Consider the following 22,266-nt stretch of genomic DNA (forward strand, 5'->3'; position numbering starts at 1 on the left):
GGCTGGTGCCGTCCCGCAGCGGGCGTACCCGGGGCGGCCGTCCCCGACGCCCCGAACCGCGCGATCCTGCCACGCCAGGGTGAACAATCGGGCGCCGCCGACTGTGTACTTCGGCACGCCCCGTACACATTGCGCCACCCGGCGTGTGCACTGCGCCACGCTCGTCCACTCCCGACGCCGGGAGCGGCCGAGCCGCGGGCCCGATCCGGCGGCCGCCCCGGGCCGACACCCACCCACGCGCGACCGCGGCCGTGCCCGAATTCGGCATTGATCGATATGGATTCCGCGCTAGGTGCCCGTAGCGGTTCGGGGAGGTCGTCGATTCCCGGTCCGGCGGGTCGGCGCGGGGCTAGTCTGCGGAGGACGGGGATCCCACGATCAAGGGAGTAGTGCAGTGGCCTCTCGGCTCAATCCATACATCTCGTTCGCCGGCGACGCGAAGGCCGCGCTCGAGTTCTACCGCGAGGTCCTCGGCGGGACGCTGCGGGTCAGTACCTTCGGCGAATTCGGCCAGGCCGACACCCCCATCGCCGACCAGGTCATGCACGGCATGCTGGAAACGGACAGCGGCTTCACGCTGATGGCCTCCGACACCCCGCCGGGAATGGAGTACAAGCCCGGTACGAACGTCACGATCAGCCTGAGCGGCGACGACGCCGACGAACTGCGCGGGTACTGGGCGAAGCTGAGCGAGTCGGGCACGGTCACGGTCCCGCTGGAGAAGCAGATGTGGGGCGACGAGTTCGGCTCGGTCACCGACCGCTTCGGCATCGGCTGGCTCGTCAACATCGGCGCACCGCGGGACTGACCGCCATACGCCGGGAGCCGGGGCACCCCGTTCGGGGTGCCCCGGCTCCTTGTTCACCGCGAACAGCGCAGGATATCGACACACGTCGCTGAATGCACGCTGACAGGGTCTCGCCCACCCCCCTGCGAAAGAGGCGAAACCGTGCGCGGAACCCGCCCAATCCCCCTGCTGGCTGCCCTGGCCGCCGCCGTCCTGACCGCCCAGCCCGCCCTGGCGGCCGAGCCGCCGCCGCGCCCCATCGCCAGCGGCAGCGGCGCCCCCCTGTACGCCGAGCCCGCCCCGACCACGCCGAGCGGCGTCCTGCTCGACCGCGCCATCGACGTCCGCTACGGCGCCGCGCCGACCGTCCTGCGCTTCCCCGGCGCGACGTACGTCAAGATCCACCTGGCCGCGCTGCGACTCGCGCCCGGCGACCGGCTCACCGTCGCCGACCCGGCCGGGCGGGAGGTGCACACGTACCGCGTCGACCCCACCCTGGCCGCCGCGCCGGCCGCCGACAGCGGGTACACCCGGCACCGGACCCGCGGGTTCGCCCCGATGTCGGTCGACGGGGACACCGCCGTGGTCACGATCCACCGCGACGGCAGCGGCCGGGTGTCCGGGCGGGCGCTCGACCGGGCCGGCTACGGTGCGCACATCGACCTGGTCCGGCGCGGCTACGACGAGGCGGAGTACGCCCGGGCCAACCCGTCCGCGGTGTGCGGCAAGGACGCCCGCCGTGACGTCGTCTGCTACAAGGAGCGGCACCCGACCGAGTACGCCCGCTCCCGCGCCGTCGCCCGCATGCTCAAGGGCAACAGCGGCTGGTGCACGGCGTGGCGGGTCGGCAACACCAACCGGCTGTTCACCAACAACCACTATCTCGGCAAGGCGAGCGAACTGCAGGGCATGGAGATCCAGTTCGAGTACGACTGCGCGACCTGCGGCGGCAACAATCCCGGCGCCGGCGTCAAGGTGGCCGGCGGCGACCTGATCAAGACGAACGCCTCGCTGGACTACTCGCTGTTCACCGTGCAGAACTTCGACAAGATCACCGGTTTCGGCACGCTGTACCTCGACGTCCGCGCGCCGAGCAACGGCGAGCAGATCTACATTCCCGGCCACGGCGACACCAAGCCCAAGCGCCTCTCCATCTACGAGGAGGACGACAGCAGCCCGCGCTGCACGGTCCGCTCCACCCAGGGCAACCGGACGGCGTACAACTGCGACACCTCCGGCGGCAACTCGGGCTCGCCGGTCCTCGCCGTCTCCTCGCACAAGGTGATTTCGCTGCACAACACGGGCTCGTGCCCGAACAACAACGGGTCCAACCGGATCGACCGGATCTGGAGCGAGGTCAGCTCGCAGATCGACAACAACGGCTGAGCCGGGTCCGGCGCGCCCCTTCCGGAATGGGCGGTTCCGGCGCGCCGGAACCGCCCCCATTCGATGCCGGTACCACCCATTGGGGTTCGGCAATGCTCAGCCCATCGGCGGGGTGTGCGGCGGGGCGACTCGGAATGTCGCGGATCGGCGAAAAAGAATGTCCCCATGGTCGTACGCCCAGCCCGCGCGCTCGCGGCATTGATCCCCGTCCTGGCCCTGCTCCCCGCCGCGCCCGCGGCGCCGGCCGCGGTACCGGCCGCCGCGTGGGCCGACCCGTGTGCCGCGGACGGGCGGTGGTCGGGCGTACCGGTGGAGCAGGTGCGCGGGGAGATCGAGGCCCGGCAGCGGCTCGGGCCGCTCACCGCGCAGCACCGCTCCGCCCGGTCGGAAGCCGGCGGCCCGGCCGGCATGATCCACCCCGCCCAGGGGGCGTCCTTCCGGGCCCGTAAGGGCAGCGACGGCGCGTGCGCGACGCACACCGTCCAGCCCGGCCTCACGCCGGCCCGGCGGACCACCACGATCTACTCGCCGACGCTGTACCCGCCGGGCGGGTCGTGCGTCGAGCTGGTCACCGCGTACTACGGGCCGGTGCGGGCGGTGGCCGCCTGGGACTGGTGCGGGGCCGCGGCGTTCCGGGCGTTCGTCCCGATCGACGGGGCGTTCCTGGCCACGTACACCGGCAGCGGCGGCCGGTACACCGGGCGGGTGGTGCGCACCGACGCGGCGGACAACACGTGGACGGCCGCGCTGTACAACCGGCGGTCCGGGGCGTGGGACCACCTGTTCAGCTCCAGCGGTACGAGCCGCAGCGGCCGGACGACCGGGTGGGACGTCGACGAGGTGTACTCGGCCGTCACCGGCGGTGTCGCCGACGCGTGCGCGGACCGGCGCGGGCTGCGGTTCGCGGCCACCGGCATCCACCTGCGCCGGCGGGGGGCGTGGGCGCCGGCGTCGGCGGCGAGCGCCGACGCCCGCTACGACCGCCCGGACGCCGCCTTCCACTGCCCGGGCCGCGCCTTCGCCCGCCGCGACTGGACCCGCTGGCGCGCCCTGGGCTGACCCCGCGACCATGAGCCGGGGTACCTCAGCAGCCCCGGATCCGGTACCTCGGCTCATGATCATTAAGGTGCCCCGTCCGCCAACCCGGCGGGACCCGATTCGCAACCATTCGGCAACCGCGGTTCCCCAACAGGCGGCGTTCCGGCGCCGATGGGAGGGCCAAGCGGGGGACACCCCCGCGCCGAATGGCCGACAACGGGGAGCAGCATGGCACGTCTGATGATCCGGAACGCGTTGACCGCCCGCACGAAGACGGTCGGCTGGCTGACCGTCTCCGGCCTGACCGCCGGCGGCGCGCTGCTGACCAGCGCCGGCGTGTTCGCCTCCTGGAGCAGCGCGGTGGACGTGCACGGCGGTACGAACGACACCGCCGCCGTGGGCCTCACCCACGTCGACACCAACGGCACCACGTTCAGCACCGGCGCGGCGAACATGCTGCCGGGCGACTACCTGTACCGGTACGCCACCCTCACCAACACCGGCGAGCTGAGCGAGACGTTCAGCGCCGCGGTGTCCGGCAGCGGCGACCTCGGTGCGGCCGGCGGGCTCCAGCTCGCCATCGACGCCTGCTCGGTCGCCTGGGCCGGCAACGGCTCCTGCTCGGGCAGCACCACCGCGCTGGCCGCGGCCACCGACGCCCACTCGGCCGGCAGCATCTCGCTCGGCACGCTCGCCGCCGGCGCGGTGAAGCACCTGCGGTACCGGGTGCAGCTCAGCGCGGCCGCCGACCAGCTCACGTTCCAGGGCAAGGACGGCGCCGTCGACGTGACCATCAGCGGCACCACCGTCGCCTCGGGCAACCGCGACCGCACCGGGGGCTGACCCATGGCCGCCGGCAGCCCGCACCGCGCCGCCCCCGCCCGATTCGGGCGGGGTGCGGTGGCGGGCGTGCTGCCGGCGTTGGTCGCCGTCCTCGCCCCCGCCGCGCCGGCCGACGCCGTCGCGGGCTGGGGCGCGTCGACGGCCAGCCGGAGCGGGACGATCGGGATGGCCCGGGCGACGTACGCGTTCGCCGGCGGGGGCGCCGACCCGGCCCGGGCCAGGCTGGACGTGCCGTTCGCGCTGTTCACCGCGACGGGGTACGCGACCCTCACCAACACCGGGCCCACGGCGGCGTCCTTCGCCGGGCCGGTGACCGCTACCGGGCTGTCCGCCGCCACCCGGGTGACGGTCACCCGGTGCGCGGTCGCCTTCAACACCACCTTCGGCACCTGCGGCTCGGGCAGCACGCTGCTCGTCGACAACGCGCTGCTCACCGGCGCGCCGACCGCCCCGTACGGCAGCCTCGCCGCCGGCCAGACCCGGTACCTCAAGATCACCATCGTCTCGCTCGTCGCGGTCGCCGGGAGCGTCGGCCTCGACCCGCTCGCCGGCACGCTGCCCGTCGGCGGCGCCAATCGGACCAACGGATAGGAGTTCGCGCGTGACCACCACCACCCCGCAGCACGTCCCGCACCGGCACCGCGCCGGCAACCGCGCTCTCGGCGCGCTGCTGAACCTCGCCCTGCTGCTCACCATGCTGTTCGTCGGCATCGCCGTGGCGGCCACGCTGACCGGGGCGCGGATCTCGCCGGTGCTGTCCGGCTCGATGTCCCCGACGATCGACCGCAACGCGCTCGTGCTGGCCCGGCCGGTCGAGTCGACCCGGGTGCGGGTCGGCGACGTGGTGCTGTTCCGCCGGCCGGACGCCGCCGCGGCCGACCCGCTGGTCATGCACCGCGTGGTCCGGCTGACCGACCGCGGCCCCGAGCGGATCATGAAGACCCGGGGCGACGCGAACACCGCCGACGACCCGTGGGCGATCGACCTGAACGCGTCCGGCCTGTACCGGGTCGAGGGCTCGGTGCCGGGGGTCGGCGCGGCGTACGGCATGTGGAACCGGACCGTGCGCGACGCCAACGCCGCCCGGGTCTGGCCGGGGGTGCTGCTGCTCATCGGCGCGGCCGCGCTCGGCCGGTGGCTGCGCCGCCGGCACCGCGCGGACGCCGCCGCGGCGGCGGAGCGGGCGTACGCGGCGACCGTGGCCGAGCGGGCGCTGGCCGAGGAGCGCGAGCGCGAGGCGGTCATCGAGCGGGCCCGGGCGGCGGACGAGCGGGCGCGGCTCGCGGCGGTCGGCCGGGTGTCGGCGGCGCTGGTCGGCGGCGGGCCCGCCCCGGCGACGGCCGTGCGCGCCGGGGTGCCCGCGGCGCACTGAACCACCTGTCCCCGGCGGCCGCGGCGCGGCCGCCGGGGATCAGGCGCGGATGCTGCCCAGGGACTGCCCGACCAGGTCGACGAGCGGGCGGTCCGGGTGGTCCAGCCAGTACGTGATCGCCGAGCGCAGCACGCTCAGGAACGCCGCCGCCTGCACCCCGGCGGCGAGCGCCGGCTCGGCCTCGTCCGCCGGGAGCCGGGTGACGATCTCGCCGGCGAGGTCCCGCTCCAGCAGCCCGTACACGGCGGCCTGGTGGGCGGCGAGGCTCTGGTGCGCCCGGAGCAGCCGGCGCTGGGTGAGCCAGCGCGGGTCCCGCTCGTCGATCTCGCTGATCAGCGCGACGCCGGCCGCGGTGAGCGCGGTCCACGGCTCCTCGTCGGCCGGGCGGGCGCGGACGAGGTCGAGCAGGCGCCGGATCCGCACCTGATCGGTGTGGAACAGCGCCTCCTCCTTGGAGGAGAAATAGTTCGAGAACGTCCGGCGGGAAACCTCCGCCGCATCCGCGATGGCCTCGACGGTCACGCGATCAAGGCCCTGCTCGGCGGCCAGCCGCAGCGCCGCTTCGTGCAGGGCCAGCCGGGTGGCCGCCTTCTTCCTGGCCCGAAGTCCGTTTTCCATCGGACGTAGCGTACCGCGTCCGAATTTGCTTCCCGACGCGCAATTTGAACCCGGAATAATGATTCGATCAGTGCAATGATCGGCATTCGTCGACCGGGCGGAAATCGGTGGCGGCGGCGTGCCGGCGCGATCACCGCCGGCGGCCGCCGGTGCCGGCTACGATCCGGGCGCGAGCTGCGAGTCGCTCGAAATCGTGACGAAGGGATCGGGCCGTGAGCGTGGCGCTGGTCGGCCGTACCGCGGGTCGCCGCGGCCCGGCCGGCTGCCGGCGGCGGGGCGGCGGCGCCGGGTGAGCCCGCTGCTGCTCGCCGTGGCGCTGTCGGTCGGCTCGGCCGTCGCGTACGCCTCCGCCGCCGTCGCCCAGGCCCGGCTCGCCGCCCGGCCCCACCGCGCCGGCGGGCTGCTGCGGCCGCTGCGCTCCGGGCCGTGGTGGTCGACCGTGGCGCTGAACACCGGCGGGGCGCTGCTGCACACGGTCGCGCTGCGGTACGGGTCGCTGGCGATCGTCCAGCCGTTCGGCGCGCTGACCCTGGTCTTCGCGCTGCCGATGGAGGCCGCGTTCGCCGGGCGCCGGGTCACCCCGCGGGAGTGGCGCGGCGCGATCGTGACGGTCCTGGGGCTGACCGGGCTCGTCCTGATCACCGACACCGACGCCCCGACGCACGCGCTGACCGACCCGCAGATCCTCGCGCTGTCCGCGGTGACGGCGGCGGTGGTGGGCGCGCTGGCCCGCTCCGGGGCCGGCGGCGGGCGCGGGCTGCGGCTGGCGGCGGCGTCCGGGATCGCCTCGGGCGTGGCCTCGGTGCTCACCCAGACCATCCTGCTGCGCCTCGCCGGCCCCGGCATCGCCGGCGCGACCGGGTACGCGGTCGCCGGTGCCACCGCGCTGGCCGTCGGGGTGCTGTCGGTGACCGGGCTGCTGCTGTCCCAGGCGGCGTACCGGTCGGGGCTCGGCGGCCCGCTGGCCACCCTCACCATCGCGAACCCGGCCACCGCCGCGGCGATCGGCCTGCTGCTGCTGCACCAGCCGCTCGCGCTCACCGTCGGCGGCGCGCTCGTCGCGCTGCTGGCCGCGCTGCTCACCGCCCGCGGGGTGGTCCTGCTCTCCGCCCCGGCCGGCTCGCTGCGCCGCCCCCGCGGCAGCGGCCCGCCGCCGGCCCGCTGATCATTTCCGAGCCGTTTTCCGTACGCCGAAACATCAGAATATTCGGGGCCCGGAAAATCGGGCCGATCGCGCCGGGCGGACCGGACGATTTCCGATTAGCGGATGCGATTTCGCGGCCGGACGGCTGCCGCGCTCCGGCATCGGGTGTCCGGGGCGGGTACGGGGGTTCGCGGCGCGGCGTCGGCGGGTGGGCGCGGGCGGTCGTCGGGAGTAGAGCGCCGCGGCGGGTGCCGGATTTCTTGCGCGGCAAGGCGTTCCGCCGGCGGTTTCGCTCACCCGACCGGGCTATCGCGCTGGTGGGGGCCGCACCGGTCGTTCGGGTGAGCGGCCGGGGAATCCACCACCCGCGCGGGGGAAGCGGGTCATTCTCGATACGGGCGCGGGCCGATTTCGGGACCGTCCACAACATCAGACTTATTGGCCGACGTCATCACGCGGAAGACGCTTGTTCGGATTCGGCGAGTCCGTGCGCGCGCCGCATTTGTGTGGTTAGGCTCGGCCCCATGAAGAAAAACATCACCGCCATTGCGATGGCATTCATGATGACCGGTGCGGCCCTCACGGTCGCCGCGCCCGCCTCGGCGAACCCGGGGTGGGGCTGCGGCCACGGCCACGGCCACCACCACGGCCACTGGCACCACCACTGGGGCCACGGCCACCACCACTGGGGCCCGTGGGGTCCGTGGGGTCCGTGGCGGCACCGTCCGACCAGCGGCCCCGTCCAGCCCTGATCGGTACCGGCGCATGAGCCGGGCGGGCTGACCCCGCGGCGGCACCACCCGCCCGCGGCGACCCGAACCGGAGCCCGCCCCGGCAGCGGGGGCCCGTACCCCCGTCGACCCGACGAGTACCACCGCACCACCGCACCACCGCACCACCACGAGCGTGGCCGCGCGCGAGCGGCAGTCCGGCGGCACCCGCATCGCCCGCCCGACGCGTCGCGCGCGCCCGGCCACCCGGCCGGTACCCCGACCGCCCACCCGGGCGGCGTACCGGCCACCGTCGAGTGCCGGCGCGACGACCGCACCCCGACCGCCGGGGCCGATCGCCGCGCCGGACCGATCCGCCGCCCGGCCGTTGCACCGGCCGCCTTGCGCCAGCCGCTTGGTAAGCGGCAGGTTTGAGTTGTCGGCGGCAGGTCCGAGTAAAGCGGCGGGTCCGAGCCCTCTCCGCCGCAGCCCCGTAGCTCCTCCGCCCTGTGTGTGCTCGCTGTCTCGCGCCCTCGCGCCGCGATCCCCGGCGTCGCGCACGCCGCGGGCGGCAACCCTGTCCGCCCCGGCCCGTAGCCGCCCACGCCGGCAATGCCGGAAGGTCGGCCCCGCCCGCTCGGGATGCCCCGCTCAGCAGGGGCTATGCGGTCGGCACCGCGCAGCGCCGGCAAGCGTGAGGATTCACCTCCTGCGCTGACACGTGGATGTTTCCCGCTCCCCACGGGCCGCCGTGCGCCGTGCACAGCCGGTACCGCACGCCTACCGGCCCTCGACCCTGCGCACCGCCACCCGCGGACGCCGGGGTACCGCCACCCCGGCACACCCCGGCCGGGGTGTGCCGCCGCCCGGCCGCGACGGCGCGGTCCCCCGGCGTGTGTCGCCCGGTCGGCGGCATGGGGCAATCGGCCCGGAATGCGCGCGACTTGCCAATTCGGGCCGGGGCGGCTCCTGCCGCGCAAGGGCGAAAACGCAAGATTCAATTCATGAATTTCGATGTAAAGTTTTACGGAACGGAAGGAGCTCGATGGAGCCGCACGTCACGTCCGCCCTGCGCAACGGGCCCTTCCACCACGCCCTGCGGACGGCGATCAAGTCGCGCGGCCTCCCCCTGGAGCGGCTCCGCCAGCGGCTCACCGAGGCCGGTGCCCCGGTCGGCATCGCCACGCTCAGCTCGTGGCAGTCCGGCCGCCGCCGCCCCGAGCGACCCGAGTCGCTGCGCGCCGTCGAGTTGCTGGAGGGCATCCTCGGCCTGCCGCCGCGCGCGCTGGTGATCCTGCTCGGCGCCCCGCGCCGGCGCGGGCCCGGCGCCAGGGCCGCCGCCGAGGCGCGCCGCTTCGCCGACCTGCTCGAACTCGCCGGGCCGGTCACCGCGCTGACCGACCAGCTCGGCTCGCGGGACGGGCGGCTGCGCACGCTGAGCGCGTGGGACTTCGCCGAGATCGGCCTGCACAGCAGCCTCACGTCGGTGGAGAGCGTCGTGGTGCTGGAGGCGGTGGAGGAGGTCGACCGGTACGTCACCGTGTACAACGGCGTGCCCGGCACCGACCTGCAGAAGACCGTCCGGTTCCACGCGCTCGCCAACTGCCGGCTCGGCCGGGTGCGGCACGACGTCGAGCACGGGCTGGTGGTGGCCGAGCTGCTGTTCGACCGCCGGCTGTACCCGGGCGAGACGGCGATCGCCCGGTACCGGGTCGAGGACAGCAGCGGGCGCAGCGACACCGAGTACAGCCGCTTCCTGCGGTTCCAGGCGCAGCACGTGGCGGTCGAGGTCCGGTTCGCGCCGGACGCGCTGCCGATCCGCTGCTGGCGCTTCCTCCGCCAGCGCGAGGGCCAGCCGGACCAGATGCGCGAGGAGGTGACGCTGGGCGCCCACCGGGACGCGCACGTGGTCCGCAACGCGGTCCCGCCGGGCATCATCGGCATCGCCTGGGAGCCCTCGGACGCCGCCCCGGCCCGCCCCTGACCCGCCGGCCGGTCGCGGCGGGCCGGCGGAGCGGGCCGACAGGCCGATCGCAGCAGGTCAGGCAGGGTCGGGCAGGTGGTCGCGCAGCCAGGTGCCGGCCGCCGCCGCCACCCGCTCCAGCGCTCCAGGCTCGCCGAACAGGTGCGTCGCCCCCGGCACCAGCCGCAACTCCACCGGCGCGGTCATCCGCCGCCGGGCGGCCTCGTTCAGCGCGACCACCTCGGTGTCCCGGTCCCCGACCAGCAGCAGCGTCGGCGCGCGGACCGCCGGCAGCGCCGGCCCGGCCAGGTCCGGCCGCCCGCCGCGGGAGACCACCGCCCGGACCGCCGCCGGCCGCCGCGCCGCCGCGACCAGCGCCGCCGCGGCACCCGTACTCGCACCGAACAACCCGACCGGCAGCCCGGCCGCGGCGCCCGCGCCGCGATGCCCGCAGCCGGGGACGGCCGCGGCGGAGCGTCCGGCTCCGGCGTCGGTCAGCCAGTCGACCGCGCCCACCACTCGGTCGGCGAGGAGGTCGATGTCGAAGCGCAGCTCCGCCGTCCGCTCGTCCACCCGCTCCTCGGCCGGGGTGAGCAGGTCGACCAGCAGCGTGCCGAGGCCGTACCCGGCGAGCGCGGCGGCCACCGCCCGGTTGCGCGGGCTGTGCCGGGAACTGCCGCTGCCGTGCGCGAACAGCACCACCCCGACCGCCCCGGCCGGGACCGCCAGGTCGCCGTCGAGGCGGACGCCCGCCGCGGGTACGGCGACGGCCGTACCGGTACCCATGTGCGGGGCGCTACCCGCCGCCGCCCGCGCCGAAACCGGCCGGCTGGGCCCCGCTGAGCCGGCGGGCGGAGTTGATGATCCCGACCAGGCTGAACGCCTGCGGCGTGTTGCCCAGGTGCCGGCCGGTCGCCGGGTCGACCTCCTCGCTGAGCAGGCCGACGTCGTTGCGCAGGTCCAGCAGGCGCGCGAACAGCTTCTCCGCCTCGGCCGTCCGGCCCGCGCCGTGCAGGGCGTCGACCAGCCAGAACGTGCAGGCCAGGAACGCGCCCTCGCCGCCGGGCAGCCCGTCGACGTGCTCGGGGTGCTCCGGCCGGTACCGGCGCACCAGCCCCTCGTCGCACAGCTCCCGCTGGATCGCCTCGACCGTGCCGACCATCCGCGGGTCGGACCACGGCAGGAAGCCGACCCGGGGCAGGAGCAGCAGCGCGGCGTCCAGCCCGGCCGAGCCGTAGTACTGGGTGAAGGTGTTGCGGGCCGGGTCGTACCCGCGCCGGCACACCTCGGCGTGGATCTCGTCCCGGATCGCCGCCCACCGGTCGGCCGGCCCCGGCAGCCCGTGCCGGCGGACGGCCGCCACCGCGCAGTCGAACCCCGCCCAGGCGAGCACCTTGGAGTGGACGAAGTGCCGGCGCGGCCCGCGTACCTCCCACAGGCTGTTGTCGGCGCGCCGCCAGTTGCCCTCGAGGAAGTCGAGCAGGGCGCGCTGGAGGTCCCAGTCGGCGTCGGCGCCCGGCTCGGCGCCCGCGTGCCGGGCCAGGTGCAGGCTGCTGAGTACCTCGCCCCAGACGTCGAGCTGGAGCTGGTCGGCGGCGGCGTTGCCGATCCGGACCGGGCGGGAGCCGGCGTGGCCGGCCAGCCCGTCCAGGGTGTACTCGGGGATGCGCCGGGTGCCGTCCAGGCCGTACATGATCTGCAGGTCCGCGGGGTCGCCGGCGGCGGCCCGCAGCAGCCACTCGCGCCAGGCCGCGGCCTCCTCGGCGAACCCGGTCTCCAGCAGCGCCTGCAGGGTGAAGGTGGAGTCGCGCAGCCAGCAGTACCGGTAGTCCCAGTTCCGCGACCCGCCCGGCTCCTCCGGCAGCGAGGTCGTCGCGGCGGCCACGATCCCGCCGGTCGGCGCGAACGTCAGCGCCTTCAACGTGATCAGCGCCCGCCGTACCGCCGGCGCCCACCGCCCCTCGTACCGGCAGCCGGCGATCCACTCGTGCCAGTACCGCTCGGTGTCGGCGACGGCCGTCCGCCAGTCCACCGGCTCGGGCCGCGGCTCGTGCGACGGCCGGTGGGTCAGCACGAACGCCACCCGCTCGCCCGCGGCGACCGCGAACTCCGACACGGTGGTCAGGTCCTCGCCGCGCAGCGGCGCGTCGGTGCGCAGCCACACGGCGTCCGGGCCGGCGACCGCGACCAGGTCGTCGGGGTGCCGCACCCACGGCACGACCCGCCCGTAGTCGAACCGCAGCCGCAGGTCCATCCGCATCGGCACCCGCCCGGCGAGCCCCTCGACGATCCGGACCAGGTCGGCGGCCCGCCCGCGCGGCGGCATCAGGTCGGTGACCCGGACCCGGCCGCCGGCGGTGTCCCACTCGGATTCCAGGATGAGCGTGTCCTCCCGGTACCGCCGCCGGGTCGCCGGCCCGCCGCCCGCCGGGGCGATCCGCCACGTCCCGGCCCGGTCGTCGTCGAGCAGCGCGGCGAAGCAGGCGGGCGAGTCGAAGTGCGGCAGGCAGAGCCAGTCGATCGCGCCGTCGCGGCCGACGAGCGCGGCGGTCTGCAGGTCGCCGATGACGGCGTAGTCCTCGATCAGCCCCGGCACGGGGCACCGTCCCGCTCGTCCATCGCCCGCTGCCTTCCCGATCCGCCGGCCGCCCGTCGCGCGGGCGCCGATGGATGCCCGTACCCCGGCCGCCCCACCGCCCAAACCCCGGGTCGCGGCGGGCGTACGGTGGGCGCATGCTGTTCACCGCCCGGACCGCGATCGCCGCCGACCCGGCCGCCGTCTGGCGGGTGTACGCCGACGTGGCCGGCTGGCCCGGCTGGACGCCGACGGTGACCGCGGTCGAGCGGCTCGACCCCGGCCCGCTGCGCGTCGGCTGCCGCACCCGGGTCCGGCAGCCGCGGCTGCCGGTGGCGGTGTGGGAGGTGACCGAGCTGGTCGAGGGCGAGTCGTTCACCTGGACGGCCCGCGGCCCGGGGCTGCTCACGGTCGCGGCGCACCGGGTCGGCGCGGCCCCCGGCGGCGGTACCGCGGTGGAGAACGCCCTGGAGCAGCGCGGCCCGCTCGGCCCGCTCGCCGGCCGGCTGTGGCGTGGTCTGACCCAGCGGTACCTGGAACGGGAGCTGGCGGGCCTGCGCCGGCACTGCGAGGCGCCACCTCCGCCCGATTCGCGCTGAATTATTCGGCTGGCCCGGACCGGCCGCCCCTACGTACGCTCGCGGCTCGGGATCGAGTCGCGGGGGTGACGATGCGGGCGCTGCTGGGGCCGCTGCGCCACCGCCCGTACCGCTTCCTGCTCGCCGGCCGGCTCGTCACCGTCGCCGGCAACTCCGTCGCGCCGATCGCGCTGGCCTTCGCCGTCCTCGACCTGACCGGCTCGGCCACCGACCTCGGCCTGGTCGTCGGCGCCCGGTCCCTGGCCAACGTCGTCTTCCTGCTCGCCGGCGGCCTGCTCGCCGACCGGCTGCCCCGGCAGCTCATCCTCGTCGGGTCCGGGGCGCTCGCCGCCGTCACCCAGGGCGCCATCGCGGCGCTCGTCCTCGGCGGGCAGGCCACGATCCCGCTGCTGGTGGCGCTGTCCGCGGTCAACGGCGCGGTCTCGGCGTTCGCCATGCCGGCGAGCAGCGCGCTGCTCCCGCAGACCGTGCCGGCGGCCGAACTCAAGCAGGCCAACGCCCTCGGCCGCCTCGGCGTGACCAGCGTGACCATCGGCGGCGCCGCCGCGGGCGGCGTCCTGGTGGCCGCGTTCGGCGCGGGCTGGGGGCTGGCCGTGGACGCGGCGGCGTTCGCGCTGGGCCTGGTGCTGTTCGCGCTGCTCCGGGTCCCGTCGGTGCGGGCCGCGCGGTCCGCCGGCGCCCGGCACGACCTGCGGGTCGGCTGGCGGGAGTTCGCCGGGCGCACCTGGCTGTGGGTCGTGGTGGCGACGTTCGGCGTGCTGAACGCCGCGTGGGCCGGGGCGGTGAACGTCCTCGGCCCGACCCTCGCCGACGACACCTTCGGCCGCGGCAACTGGGGGCTGATCCTGGCCGCGAACGCCGCCGGCATGGCGGCCGGGGCGGTCGTCGCGCTGCGGGTCCGGGTCCGGCGGCTGCTGCGGTACGGCTGCGTGGCGATGCTGGCCTGGGTGCCGTTCGTCGCCGCGCTGGCGGTGGCGCCGTCGGTGCTGGTGCTCGTACCGGTGTCGTTCGTGGCCGGGGTGGCGGTGGAGCAGTTCGGGGTGGCGTGGGAGACGTCGGTGCAGGACAACATCCCGGCGGACCGGCTGGCCCGGGTGTACTCGTACGACATGCTGGGCTCGTTCGTCGCGATCCCGCTGGGGCAGGTGGCGGCGGGTCCGCTGGCCGGGCTGCTGGGGCGGCGGGAGGCGCTGCTCGTCGCGGCCGGGGTGATGCTGCTGGCGGTACTGGCGATGCTGGCGTCGCGCTCGGTCCGCACCCTCCGCTACGAACCGACGCCCTGACCGGCGGCGACGCCGGGAGGCGGGGCCGGCGGCGGGGCGGCGGGTCAGGGCCGCGAGTCCGGGGTGGACAGTGCGGCGCGGCGGCCCCGAGGGGTCGCCGCGCCGGTGTCGTCGGTGGTCGGTCAGCGGGTCAGGTGGGTGAGCAGCGCGCGCTGGTCGCGCAGCGCCACCCGGAGGCGCTCGGTGTCGGCGTCGTCGCCGACCGCGCCGGCGATCTCGTCGTACCGGCCGCGCAGCTTGGTCGTGTAGTCGCGCAGGGCCTGGTCGAGCAGGCGGCCCGCCTCCTCGAACGCCGCGCGCGGGTCGTCCACGAACGTCGCCTGCACCTCGCGCCAGCGCCGGTCGACGTCCTCGTCCCGCTCGGGCTGCCAGGCGTTGTCCCGGCCGGTCCGGGCGGGGTCCGGCGCGGCGCCGGCGTCGGTACGGCCGCGGGCGACGGTGTCGCGGGCGCCGTCCCGGTTGCTCCCGTCCTGATTGATCCTGTCCCGATTGATCTTGTCTTGGTCGATCTTGTTTTGGTTGATCACGTCGTCCTTGTCGCCGGTCGCGCCGGTGCGGTGGCCCCGCTCGGCCGCGGTCGCCGTGTCGGGTGCGTCGTCCTTCGCGGTGAGCGGTCCGGTCCGCTCGGCGGCGGGGTCCGCGGCCCGGTCGCCGACGACCGGCTGGCCGGCGTCGCCGCCGGCCGCGACCGGCTTACCGGTCGGCCCGGGGCGGGAAGCCTCGCCGCCCGTCGCCGGCCTGCCGGCGTGGTCCGCCGCGCTGCCGCCCGGAATCGGCTTGGCCGCCGGGGCGGAGCCGACCGCCGCACTGCCCGCGCTCGTCCGGACCTCCCCGGCCGGGTTCGGCTTGCCGTTGTGGTCGACCTTGGCCTCACCGAGCGGACCCGGCTTGCCGGCGTGGTCGACCTTGGCCTCGCCGGTCGAGTCCGGCTTGGCGGCGTGGTCGACCGCGGCGCGGCCGGAGGCGTCGGCGGGGCGGGGGACGTCGCTGCCCGGGCCGGGCTTGTCCACCTCGTCGCCGGGGCCGGGCCGGCCCGACTCGCCGCCGGGCTTGCGGCTTTCCCCGCCCGGGTTCGGCCGGTGGCTGTCCTCGCCCGGGGTCGACGGACGGCTGTGCTCGCCGGGGGCCGCCGGACGGCCGTTCTCGCCGGGGACCGGTGCGCGGCCGCGCTCCCCGGGCACCGGCGGGCGGGCGGCGTCGCCGCGGTTGTCGGCCCGGTCACCCGGTACCGGGGGGCGGGCGGCGTCGGCGCGGTCGCGCTGGGCCGGGACCTCGGTGGCGGGGGTGCGGTTGTCGCGGTCCGGCTGGCGCGGGATCGGCTTGTGCTGCTGGGCGGGGGTCGTCATGGCGTGTCCTCTCGACGATCGCGGGTGTCGGGGCGGGGTCAGTGGGCGGCGTGCTGCCGCTGCGTCCGGCGGCGGCCCACCTCGTCGGCCGGCGCGGCCGCCCGGCCCCGGTGCGCGGCGTCGTCCCGGTGCGCGGGGTCATCCCGGTGCGCGGGGTCCGGGTCGACCGCGTCCGTACCCGGGGCGTCGCGGTCCGTGCGCGCGGCGTCGCGGTCGGCGTCCGCCCGGTCGGCGGGGGTCGCGGCCCGCGGGGCCGGGGCCGACGGCCGGTCGTCGTCGCCCAGCAGGGCGGTGAACAGCGCCCGGTAGTGGACCAGCGCCATCCGCAGGTCCTCGGTGGACGCCGTACCGTTGGCGCACCGCTCGCTGATCTCGTGCGCGGACCGGTAGTGCGACAGCGTGTCGGCGTGCGCGACGGAGAGGTCGGCGACCTGCTGGTCGTACCCCTCGGTCGGGTAGCCCCGCTCGCCCATCACCGTGGTGACCAGCTCGTCCGCGGCGCCGACCGCGCCGGTCGGATCGTCCACGAACTGCTCCTGGATCCGGCTCCACCGCTGGACGTACGTGCGGCGGGCGTCCGGCGACAGCGGCCGGAGTTCCAGCTCCTCATGCCGGCGCTCGCGGTCGCGCAGCTCCTCCTCGGCGTCGCGCCGGCTGGGGGCCTCGGCCACCGCGCGGTCGTACTCCGGGCCGAAGACCCGGCGCAGCCGCTCGCGGCGGTACCAGTGGAGACCGACGAACGCCACGGCGAGCACCACCGCGACGGCGACGATCAGGATGATGACTCCGGTGGTGCTCACGGCGTCCTCCTCGAACGGTCCCGACGACTCACAGTCCCCACGGTTCCCATCGACCCCGCTTGTTACACCCGTCCGCTGTGTACCGCGCGGTACGGCGCGCGTGCGCACGGTGCGAATGGCCGCGGGAATTGTGACGTGCATTGCTTTTTCCGGAGGCGGCCGCACCGGCGCATTGGGGCGCGGCAGAGTGCGCGTTCGGCTATCGACGACGGTCGGGCCGACGCGGCTTGCTAGAGTCGCCAGGCGGGCCGTGACCTGCGCATTCCGCAATGGCGAACCCGAAAAAATGGCGAACCCGAAAGCCACCCACCGCTCACCGGTGGTGCCGCGCTCGGCCGAAAAGGCGGCATCACCTCCGGAAAACGGTCAGAACGTACCCGCATCGCGAATTCGGATGCCCGCTGTCGCACCCCGGTGCGACACTCGTGCCGCCATCCGGCCAGCACTAGGAGATCGCTCGTGAACAACCCACCAGCCGCGACGACGCAGAAGATCGACAGCGCCGTCCTCAAGATCGCGGGCGTCATCGTCCTCGGCGCGATCATGTCGATCCTCGACATCACCGTCGTCAGCGTGGCGCTCCCGACGTTCCAGGAGACGTTCGACGCCACGTACGCCGAGGTCGCCTGGACCATGACCGCGTACACGCTGGCGCTGGCCACCGTGATCCCGCTGACCGGCTGGGCCGCGGACCGGTTCGGCACCAAGCGGCTGTACATGATGGCGCTCACGCTGTTCACGATCGGCTCCGGCCTGTGCGCCACCGCCGACTCGATCCAGCAGCTCATCTCGTACCGGGTGCTCCAGGGCCTCGGCGGCGGCATGCTCATGCCGCTCGGCATGACGATCATGACCCGCGCCGCCGGCCCGGACCGGATCGGCCGCCTGATGGCCATCCTCGGCATCCCGATGCTGCTCGGCCCGATCGGCGGCCCGATCCTCGGCGGCTGGCTGATCGACTCGTACACCTGGCACTGGATCTTCCTGATCAACGTGCCGATCGGCGCCGTCGCGCTGATCTACGCCGCGCTGGCGCTGCCCAAGGACTCGCCGGAGCCGTCCGAGTCGTTCGACGTCCTCGGCATGCTCATGCTCTCGCCCGGCCTGGCCCTCTTCCTGTACGGCGTCTCCTCCATCCCGGACACCGGCACGATCACCGCGACCAAGGTCTGGGCGACGATGCTGGCCGGCGCGGCGCTGGTGATCGGGTTCGTCCTGTACTCGTTCAAGCCGCGGCACCCGCTGCTCGACCTGCGGCTGTTCCGCAACCGCAACCTGACCGTCGCGGCGCTGTCGATGTTCGTGTTCATCGTGGCGTTCATGGGCGCCGGCCTGCTGTTCCCGAGCTACTTCCTGCAGGTGCGCGGCGAGTCGACCCTGGCCGCCGGGCTGCTCATCGCCCCGCAGGGCATCGGCGCGATGATCACCATGCCGATCGCCGGCATGCTCGCCGACAAGGTCCCCGTCGGGCGGACGGTGCCGTTCGCGCTCGCGCTCATCGCGCTGGGCTTCTTCGGCTTCACGCAGGTCGACGCCGATACCTCGTACGTGCTGCTCTGCGGCTCGCTGTTCGTCATGGGCCTGGGCATGGGCGGCACGATGATGCCGATCATGACCTCGGCGCTGAAGACGCTGACCAACCACGAGGTCGCCCGCGGCTCCACCCTGCTGAACATCATCCAGCAGATCGGCAGCTCGTGCGGCGCCGCGATCATGTCGGTGATCCTGACCAGCCGGCTGAACGACTCCGCGGTGATCCCCGGCGCCGTCGACCCGGCGTCCGGCAAGCCGGTCACCGAGGCGGGGCTGGCGATCGCGACGCGGCAGAAGCCGGAGCTGCTCCAGCAGTTCCCGAACGCGGGACCGCTGGTCCAGCGCGGCCTGGACTTCGTGGCGGAGTCGTTCGCGACGACGTTCTGGGTGGCGTTCGCGGTGGTGCTGCTGACCTTCATCCCGATCTCGTTCCTGCCCCGCAAGCGCGAGCCCTCGCACCTGCTGGACGACGACCAGGAGAACCCCGCCACCCCCGCCGCCCTGCTGCACTGACGACGAACCCGATGCCCCGGAACCCCCACGGGTCCCGGGGCATCGGTGCATCCGGGCCCAGCAGCGCCGCCCGCCGGTGATCCCGGCTGAGCCGGGTCGGCGCGGGCGGGGTGGGGGTGTCGTTCGGGTGGGGTTCGAGGGGCATCCGTGATCGATGCCGCGCGCCCGCGGCGTGGGGGTCACCCGCGGGACGTATCGCCTCCGTCGGACCCCATTCGGTGTCAGTGGCGGGTACCGGCGACCGCCGATAGGATGCGCACCGGGTCCAGCCACGTGCCCTCCGTCAACGGTGGGAGGACTGTGTCTTGACCGAGAGCGTGATCCGCGCGAACCCGTCCGCGCCCCCATCGACGCAGCACCCGACCCGGTACGCGGCGCCGCACACGTCGTCCCGGCACCCGTCGGCGCAGCGCAACCGGACCGCGCCCTGGCCGGTCAACCGGGCCGCGTCCACGCCGGGCACCCCGCCCGCCCTGGCCATCGACTGCGTCGTCGCCGACCCGCCCGGCGGGTCCGCCCCGACGATCGTCGTGCTGCTGCGCGGCGTCGTCGAGCCCGGGACCGCGCCCCTGCTGGAGACCGTGCTGCGGCACGCCGCCGAGAACGCCGCCGAGGTCCGCTGCGACCTGGCCGGGGTTACGGCACTGCGGACGGCCGGGGTGTCCGCTCTGGTCGCCGCCGACGCGCACGCGCGGCGCCGCGGCAGCCGGCTGGTCCTGACCGGCGCCCGGGGCGAGTGCCGGCGGGTTCTCGACCTGGCCGGGGTGGCGTGCCGGTGAGCCCGCGCGCCCGACCGACGCGCGGTGCGGCGGCGGAGCGGCCGGGTTTGGCACACTGTGCTCCCCGGGCGGACGTGAACGATGATCACGTCGCACCCCCGTCGGTCGGCGTCGGTAGGTGACGAAGGTGCACATGCGTGAGGTCAACCATGCCCTGCCACTGCGCGAGGTGGCGACCGAGTTCGGCCAGCTCGCGGACGTCCTGGCCGCCGTCGGCGCGGACTCGCTGGACGCCGGCCGGCTGGTCCGGTTCGCCGCCGAGGCGGTGCCGAACGCACAGCACGCGGCCCTGACGTTCGTCTGCGGCACCCGGCGGCCGCAGACGCTGGCGAGCACCGGTGAGGTGCCGCGCCGGGTGGACGCGCTGCAGTACGAGACGGGCCAGGGCCCGTGCCTGGACGCGATCACCGAGAGCGACGTGCGGCGGACCGACGACCTGGCGCTGGAGTTGCAGTGGCCGGAGTTCGCCCAGCGGGCCGTCGTCGCGACCGGGGTGCGCAGCATGTGCTGCGTCCGGCTGCACCTGGACGGCGACGACCGCGGCGCGCTGAGCTTCTACGCCGAGCGCCCCCGCGCCTTCGGCGACATGGACGTGGGCGTGGCGTCGCTGTTCGCCGCGTTCGCGTCGCTGGCGCTGCGCGGCGTCCGGTACCGGGCGCAGGCCGCCGACCTGACGCTGGCGCTTCGCAGCAGCCGGCAGATCGGGATGGCGATCGGCATCCTCATGGCCCGCCGCCGGATCACCTCGGACGCGGCGTTCGAGCAGCTCCGCCGGGCCAGCCAGCACCTGAACCGCAAGCTGCGGGACATCGCGCACGAGGTGACGGAGATCGGCGACCTGCCGGGCCCGCGCTGACCCCGGCACCGCGCGACGACCGCGGACGCCGCGCGCCCCGGGGGACCGCCCGGACGCCGCACCCACCGCCGTAGACCGCACCCCACCCCGCCGAGGACCGCCCCGACCGCCGAAGACCGCACGGACCGTGAAGACCGGATGTGACGATGGAAGATCAGTTGTCGGCCGACGACGTGCTCGCGGCGGCATCGGCGTTCGATCAGGTGCCCACCCTGATCCTCGCGTTCGAGGGCCCGGAGCTGGTCGTGCGCGCCTGGAACCGGGGGACCCGGGACGCGGTCGGGCACCTGTTCCGGCTGGGCGACGCGGCCCGGCCGGCGGTGGAGACGATCGCCGGGGCGCAGTACCTGGCCGAGGTGGCCCGGGTGTACGCGACGGGCGACCCGGTGGTGGCCGAGGACTGGCGGACCCAGTTCACCGACGCCGACGGCGACGTCGTCGAGCGGTTCTTCAGCTTCCGGCTCACCCCGTGGTACCACGACGACGGGCGGATCCGCGGCGTCATGTCGGTCGGCGTGGACGTCACCGACCGGGTCCGCGAGCAGCAGGACTTCCGCAACCAGGCCGCGCTGTGGGAGCGCCGGTTCACCCGGACCCGGGAGGTCGTCACCGCGCTCCAGCGGGTGATGCTGCCGGCCGAGGTGCCGGTGCTGCCGGGCCTGGACCTGGCCGCCTGCTACCAGCTCGCGGACGTCGGCGGCGGGGCGGGCGGGGACTGGTTCGACGCGCTCCCGCTGGCCGACGGCGGGGTGGCGCTGGTCACCGGCGACGTGGTCGGCCACGGCGTCCGGGCGTCGGCGGTGATGGGGCAGCTCCGGGCGGTGCTGCGCGAGCGGCTGCTCAGCGGGTCCGACATCCCGGAGGCGCTGGCCGCGGCCGACCGGTACGCCCGGACGGTGGGCGGGGCCGGCGCCGCGACGGTGTGCGCGGCGGTGCTGTACCCCGGTACGGGCGAGCTGCGCTACTGCACCGCCGGCCACCCGCCGCCGCTGGTGCTGGCGGTCGGCGAGCACCCGCGGTTCCTGGCCCCGACGGGCGGCCAGCCGCTGGCCACCGGCGCGGGGTATCCGGTGGGGACCGCGCAGCTCGCGGTCGGGGACCTGCTGCTGCTGTTCACCGACGGGCTGGTCGAGCGGCCGGGCCGGGCGGTGGCGGCGAGCAACGTGCAGCTCGGCGCGGTGGTGGCGGACGCGGTCCGCCGGCCGCCGCTGAGCGAGGCCGACACCCGGCTGCCGGACCGGGTGTGCCGGCTGACGCTGGAGATGATGACCTGGACGGGGTACGCCGACGACATCACGCTGCTCGCCGTGCAGCGGACCACGGCCCCGGCGCCGCTCAGCCTGCACCTGCCGGCGGAGCCGGCCGCCGCCCGGACGGTCGCCGCCGAGCTGGACGCCTGGCTCGGCGGGGTGGGCGCGGGCGACCACGACCGGCTGGCGCTGCGGCACGCCGTCGGCGAGCTGTGCGCGAACGTGATCGAGCACGCGTACCCGCCCGCGAGCCGCGGCGAGCTGCGGGTGACCGCGGCGCTGAACGCCGCCGGCGAGGCGCTGGTCACGGTCGCCGACCGGGGCCAGTGGCGGTCGCCGGCGGTACCGGCACCGGGGCGCGGGCACGGGCTCGCGCTGGCCGCGGACTTCGTCGAGGAGCTGACCGCCGACCACGACGGCGTCGGCACGACGGTCACCCTGCGCCGCCGGCTGCGCCGCCCGGCGCCGCTGCGGGCCGACGGCACGGCCAGCTCGGCCCAGCTCGGCCACCCCGCGACGCAGCCGGCGGAGCTGGTCCTGATCGACGGCCCGACGCCGTGCCTGCGGGTGCGCGGCACGCTGGACCTGGTCGCCGCCGGGCGGCTGGACACCCAGCTCACGCTGGCGGTGCGCGGCGGCACCCGGTCGGTGACCGTGGACCTGACCGCGGTGGACCACCTGTCCAGCGCGGCGGTGCAGGTGCTGCACCGGCTGAGCGCGGAGTGCCGGCGGCACCGGCGCGGGCTGGCGCTGGTCGCGCCGCCGGGGACGCCGGCGCACCACGTGCTGGTCCTGGTGGGGCTGCCGCCGACCCCCTGACCGGCGCCGAGCGGGTGATCATGGGCGAGTGGGCCGACTGGCGCCGGCGCGA

At 75.5% G+C, this 22,266-nt stretch carries 19 protein-coding genes; 14 read left to right on the plus strand and 5 right to left on the minus strand.

The window, feature by feature from the left end; genetic code table 11:
• Positions 1–394 precede the first annotated feature (394 nt).
• The 6 genes from IEY94_RS07840 (at position 395) to IEY94_RS07865 (ending at position 5,426) form a co-directional block, all read left to right on the plus strand.
• Positions 395–808: a VOC family protein gene (locus IEY94_RS07840; protein ID WP_189169426.1), complete on the plus strand. Its 414-nt coding sequence runs from the start codon at positions 395–397 to the stop codon at positions 806–808.
• 141 nt (positions 809–949) lie between these two features.
• Positions 950–2,173: a trypsin-like serine peptidase gene (locus IEY94_RS07845; RefSeq protein ID WP_229783427.1), complete on the plus strand. Its 1,224-nt coding sequence runs from the start codon at positions 950–952 to the stop codon at positions 2,171–2,173.
• Positions 2,174–2,338: 165 nt separating this feature from the next.
• Complete coding sequence (locus tag IEY94_RS07850) at positions 2,339–3,232, plus strand: hypothetical protein (protein ID WP_189169427.1); 894 nt, start codon at positions 2,339–2,341, stop codon at positions 3,230–3,232.
• A gap of 207 nt (positions 3,233–3,439) precedes the next feature.
• The gene (locus tag IEY94_RS07855; RefSeq protein WP_189169428.1) at positions 3,440–4,054 is read left to right on the plus strand and encodes a hypothetical protein; all 615 of its coding nucleotides are present in this window, start codon (positions 3,440–3,442) and stop codon (positions 4,052–4,054) included.
• A 66-nt stretch (positions 4,055–4,120) separates the two neighbouring features.
• Positions 4,121–4,645, plus strand: a complete 525-nt coding sequence (locus IEY94_RS07860) for a hypothetical protein (RefSeq protein ID WP_189169429.1) — start codon at positions 4,121–4,123, stop codon at positions 4,643–4,645.
• Between the two features lie 10 nt (positions 4,646–4,655).
• A complete protein-coding gene (locus IEY94_RS07865) occupies positions 4,656–5,426 on the plus strand; it encodes a signal peptidase I (RefSeq protein ID WP_189169430.1) in 771 nt (256 codons plus the stop codon).
• A gap of 39 nt (positions 5,427–5,465) precedes the next feature.
• Here IEY94_RS07865 and IEY94_RS07870 read toward each other — a convergent pair whose 3' ends face one another.
• Positions 5,466–6,044 (minus strand): TetR/AcrR family transcriptional regulator, encoded by a 579-nt coding sequence (locus IEY94_RS07870; RefSeq protein ID WP_189169431.1) that lies wholly within the window; start codon positions 6,042–6,044, stop codon positions 5,466–5,468.
• A gap of 289 nt (positions 6,045–6,333) precedes the next feature.
• On the opposite strand from IEY94_RS07870, the gene IEY94_RS07875 reads away from it, so the two are divergent.
• Both IEY94_RS07875 and IEY94_RS07880 read left to right on the plus strand, forming a co-directional pair.
• A complete protein-coding gene (locus tag IEY94_RS07875; RefSeq protein WP_189169432.1) occupies positions 6,334–7,209 on the plus strand; it encodes a DMT family transporter in 876 nt (291 codons plus the stop codon).
• A gap of 1,734 nt (positions 7,210–8,943) precedes the next feature.
• The gene (locus IEY94_RS07880; protein ID WP_189169433.1) at positions 8,944–9,882 is read left to right on the plus strand and encodes a hypothetical protein; all 939 of its coding nucleotides are present in this window, start codon (positions 8,944–8,946) and stop codon (positions 9,880–9,882) included.
• A 57-nt stretch (positions 9,883–9,939) separates the two neighbouring features.
• On the opposite strand, the gene IEY94_RS07885 is transcribed toward IEY94_RS07880, so the two are convergent.
• Entirely contained in the window at positions 9,940–10,647 is a 708-nt protein-coding gene (locus IEY94_RS07885; RefSeq protein WP_189169434.1) for a dienelactone hydrolase family protein, read from the minus strand.
• Positions 10,648–10,657: 10 nt separating this feature from the next.
• The gene (locus tag IEY94_RS07890; RefSeq protein ID WP_189169435.1) at positions 10,658–12,457 is read right to left on the minus strand and encodes a glycoside hydrolase family 15 protein; all 1,800 of its coding nucleotides are present in this window, start codon (positions 12,455–12,457) and stop codon (positions 10,658–10,660) included.
• A 137-nt stretch (positions 12,458–12,594) separates the two neighbouring features.
• Between IEY94_RS07890 and IEY94_RS07895 the strand changes: the two genes are divergently transcribed.
• Together IEY94_RS07895 and IEY94_RS07900 are read left to right on the plus strand one after the other, a co-directional pair.
• Positions 12,595–13,035 carry an SRPBCC family protein gene (locus IEY94_RS07895; RefSeq protein WP_189169436.1) on the plus strand — a complete coding sequence of 147 codons (441 nt, stop codon included), beginning with the start codon at positions 12,595–12,597 and terminating at the stop codon, positions 13,033–13,035.
• A gap of 71 nt (positions 13,036–13,106) precedes the next feature.
• Positions 13,107–14,318, plus strand: coding sequence for an MFS transporter (locus tag IEY94_RS07900; RefSeq protein ID WP_189169820.1), 1,212 nt, complete (start codon positions 13,107–13,109; stop codon positions 14,316–14,318).
• Between the two features lie 122 nt (positions 14,319–14,440).
• On the opposite strand, the gene IEY94_RS07905 is transcribed toward IEY94_RS07900, so the two are convergent.
• Positions 14,441–15,664, minus strand: coding sequence for a hypothetical protein (locus IEY94_RS07905; RefSeq protein ID WP_189169437.1), 1,224 nt, complete (start codon positions 15,662–15,664; stop codon positions 14,441–14,443).
• 38 nt (positions 15,665–15,702) lie between these two features.
• Positions 15,703–16,464 (minus strand): hypothetical protein, encoded by a 762-nt coding sequence (locus IEY94_RS07910; RefSeq protein WP_189169438.1) that lies wholly within the window; start codon positions 16,462–16,464, stop codon positions 15,703–15,705.
• 459 nt (positions 16,465–16,923) lie between these two features.
• Here IEY94_RS07910 and IEY94_RS07915 point away from each other — a divergent pair, with 459 nt between their 5' ends.
• The 4 genes from IEY94_RS07915 to IEY94_RS07930 all read left to right on the plus strand — a co-directional run bounded on the left by IEY94_RS07915 (position 16,924) and on the right by IEY94_RS07930 (position 22,214).
• Positions 16,924–18,510 carry a DHA2 family efflux MFS transporter permease subunit gene (locus IEY94_RS07915; RefSeq protein ID WP_189169439.1) on the plus strand — a complete coding sequence of 529 codons (1,587 nt, stop codon included), beginning with the start codon at positions 16,924–16,926 and terminating at the stop codon, positions 18,508–18,510.
• Positions 18,511–18,815: 305 nt separating this feature from the next.
• On the plus strand, positions 18,816–19,289 hold the full coding sequence (locus IEY94_RS07920) for an STAS domain-containing protein (RefSeq protein WP_189169440.1): 474 nt from the start codon (positions 18,816–18,818) through the stop codon (positions 19,287–19,289).
• A 133-nt stretch (positions 19,290–19,422) separates the two neighbouring features.
• On the plus strand, positions 19,423–20,145 hold the full coding sequence (locus tag IEY94_RS07925) for a GAF and ANTAR domain-containing protein (protein ID WP_189169441.1): 723 nt from the start codon (positions 19,423–19,425) through the stop codon (positions 20,143–20,145).
• Positions 20,146–20,291: 146 nt separating this feature from the next.
• Positions 20,292–22,214 carry a SpoIIE family protein phosphatase gene (locus IEY94_RS07930; RefSeq protein ID WP_189169442.1) on the plus strand — a complete coding sequence of 641 codons (1,923 nt, stop codon included), beginning with the start codon at positions 20,292–20,294 and terminating at the stop codon, positions 22,212–22,214.
• Positions 22,215–22,266: the final 52 nt, after the last annotated feature.

The sequence above is a fragment of the Pilimelia anulata genome (genome assembly GCF_014647895.1).
GTDB lineage: Bacteria > Actinomycetota > Actinomycetes > Mycobacteriales > Micromonosporaceae > Pilimelia > Pilimelia anulata.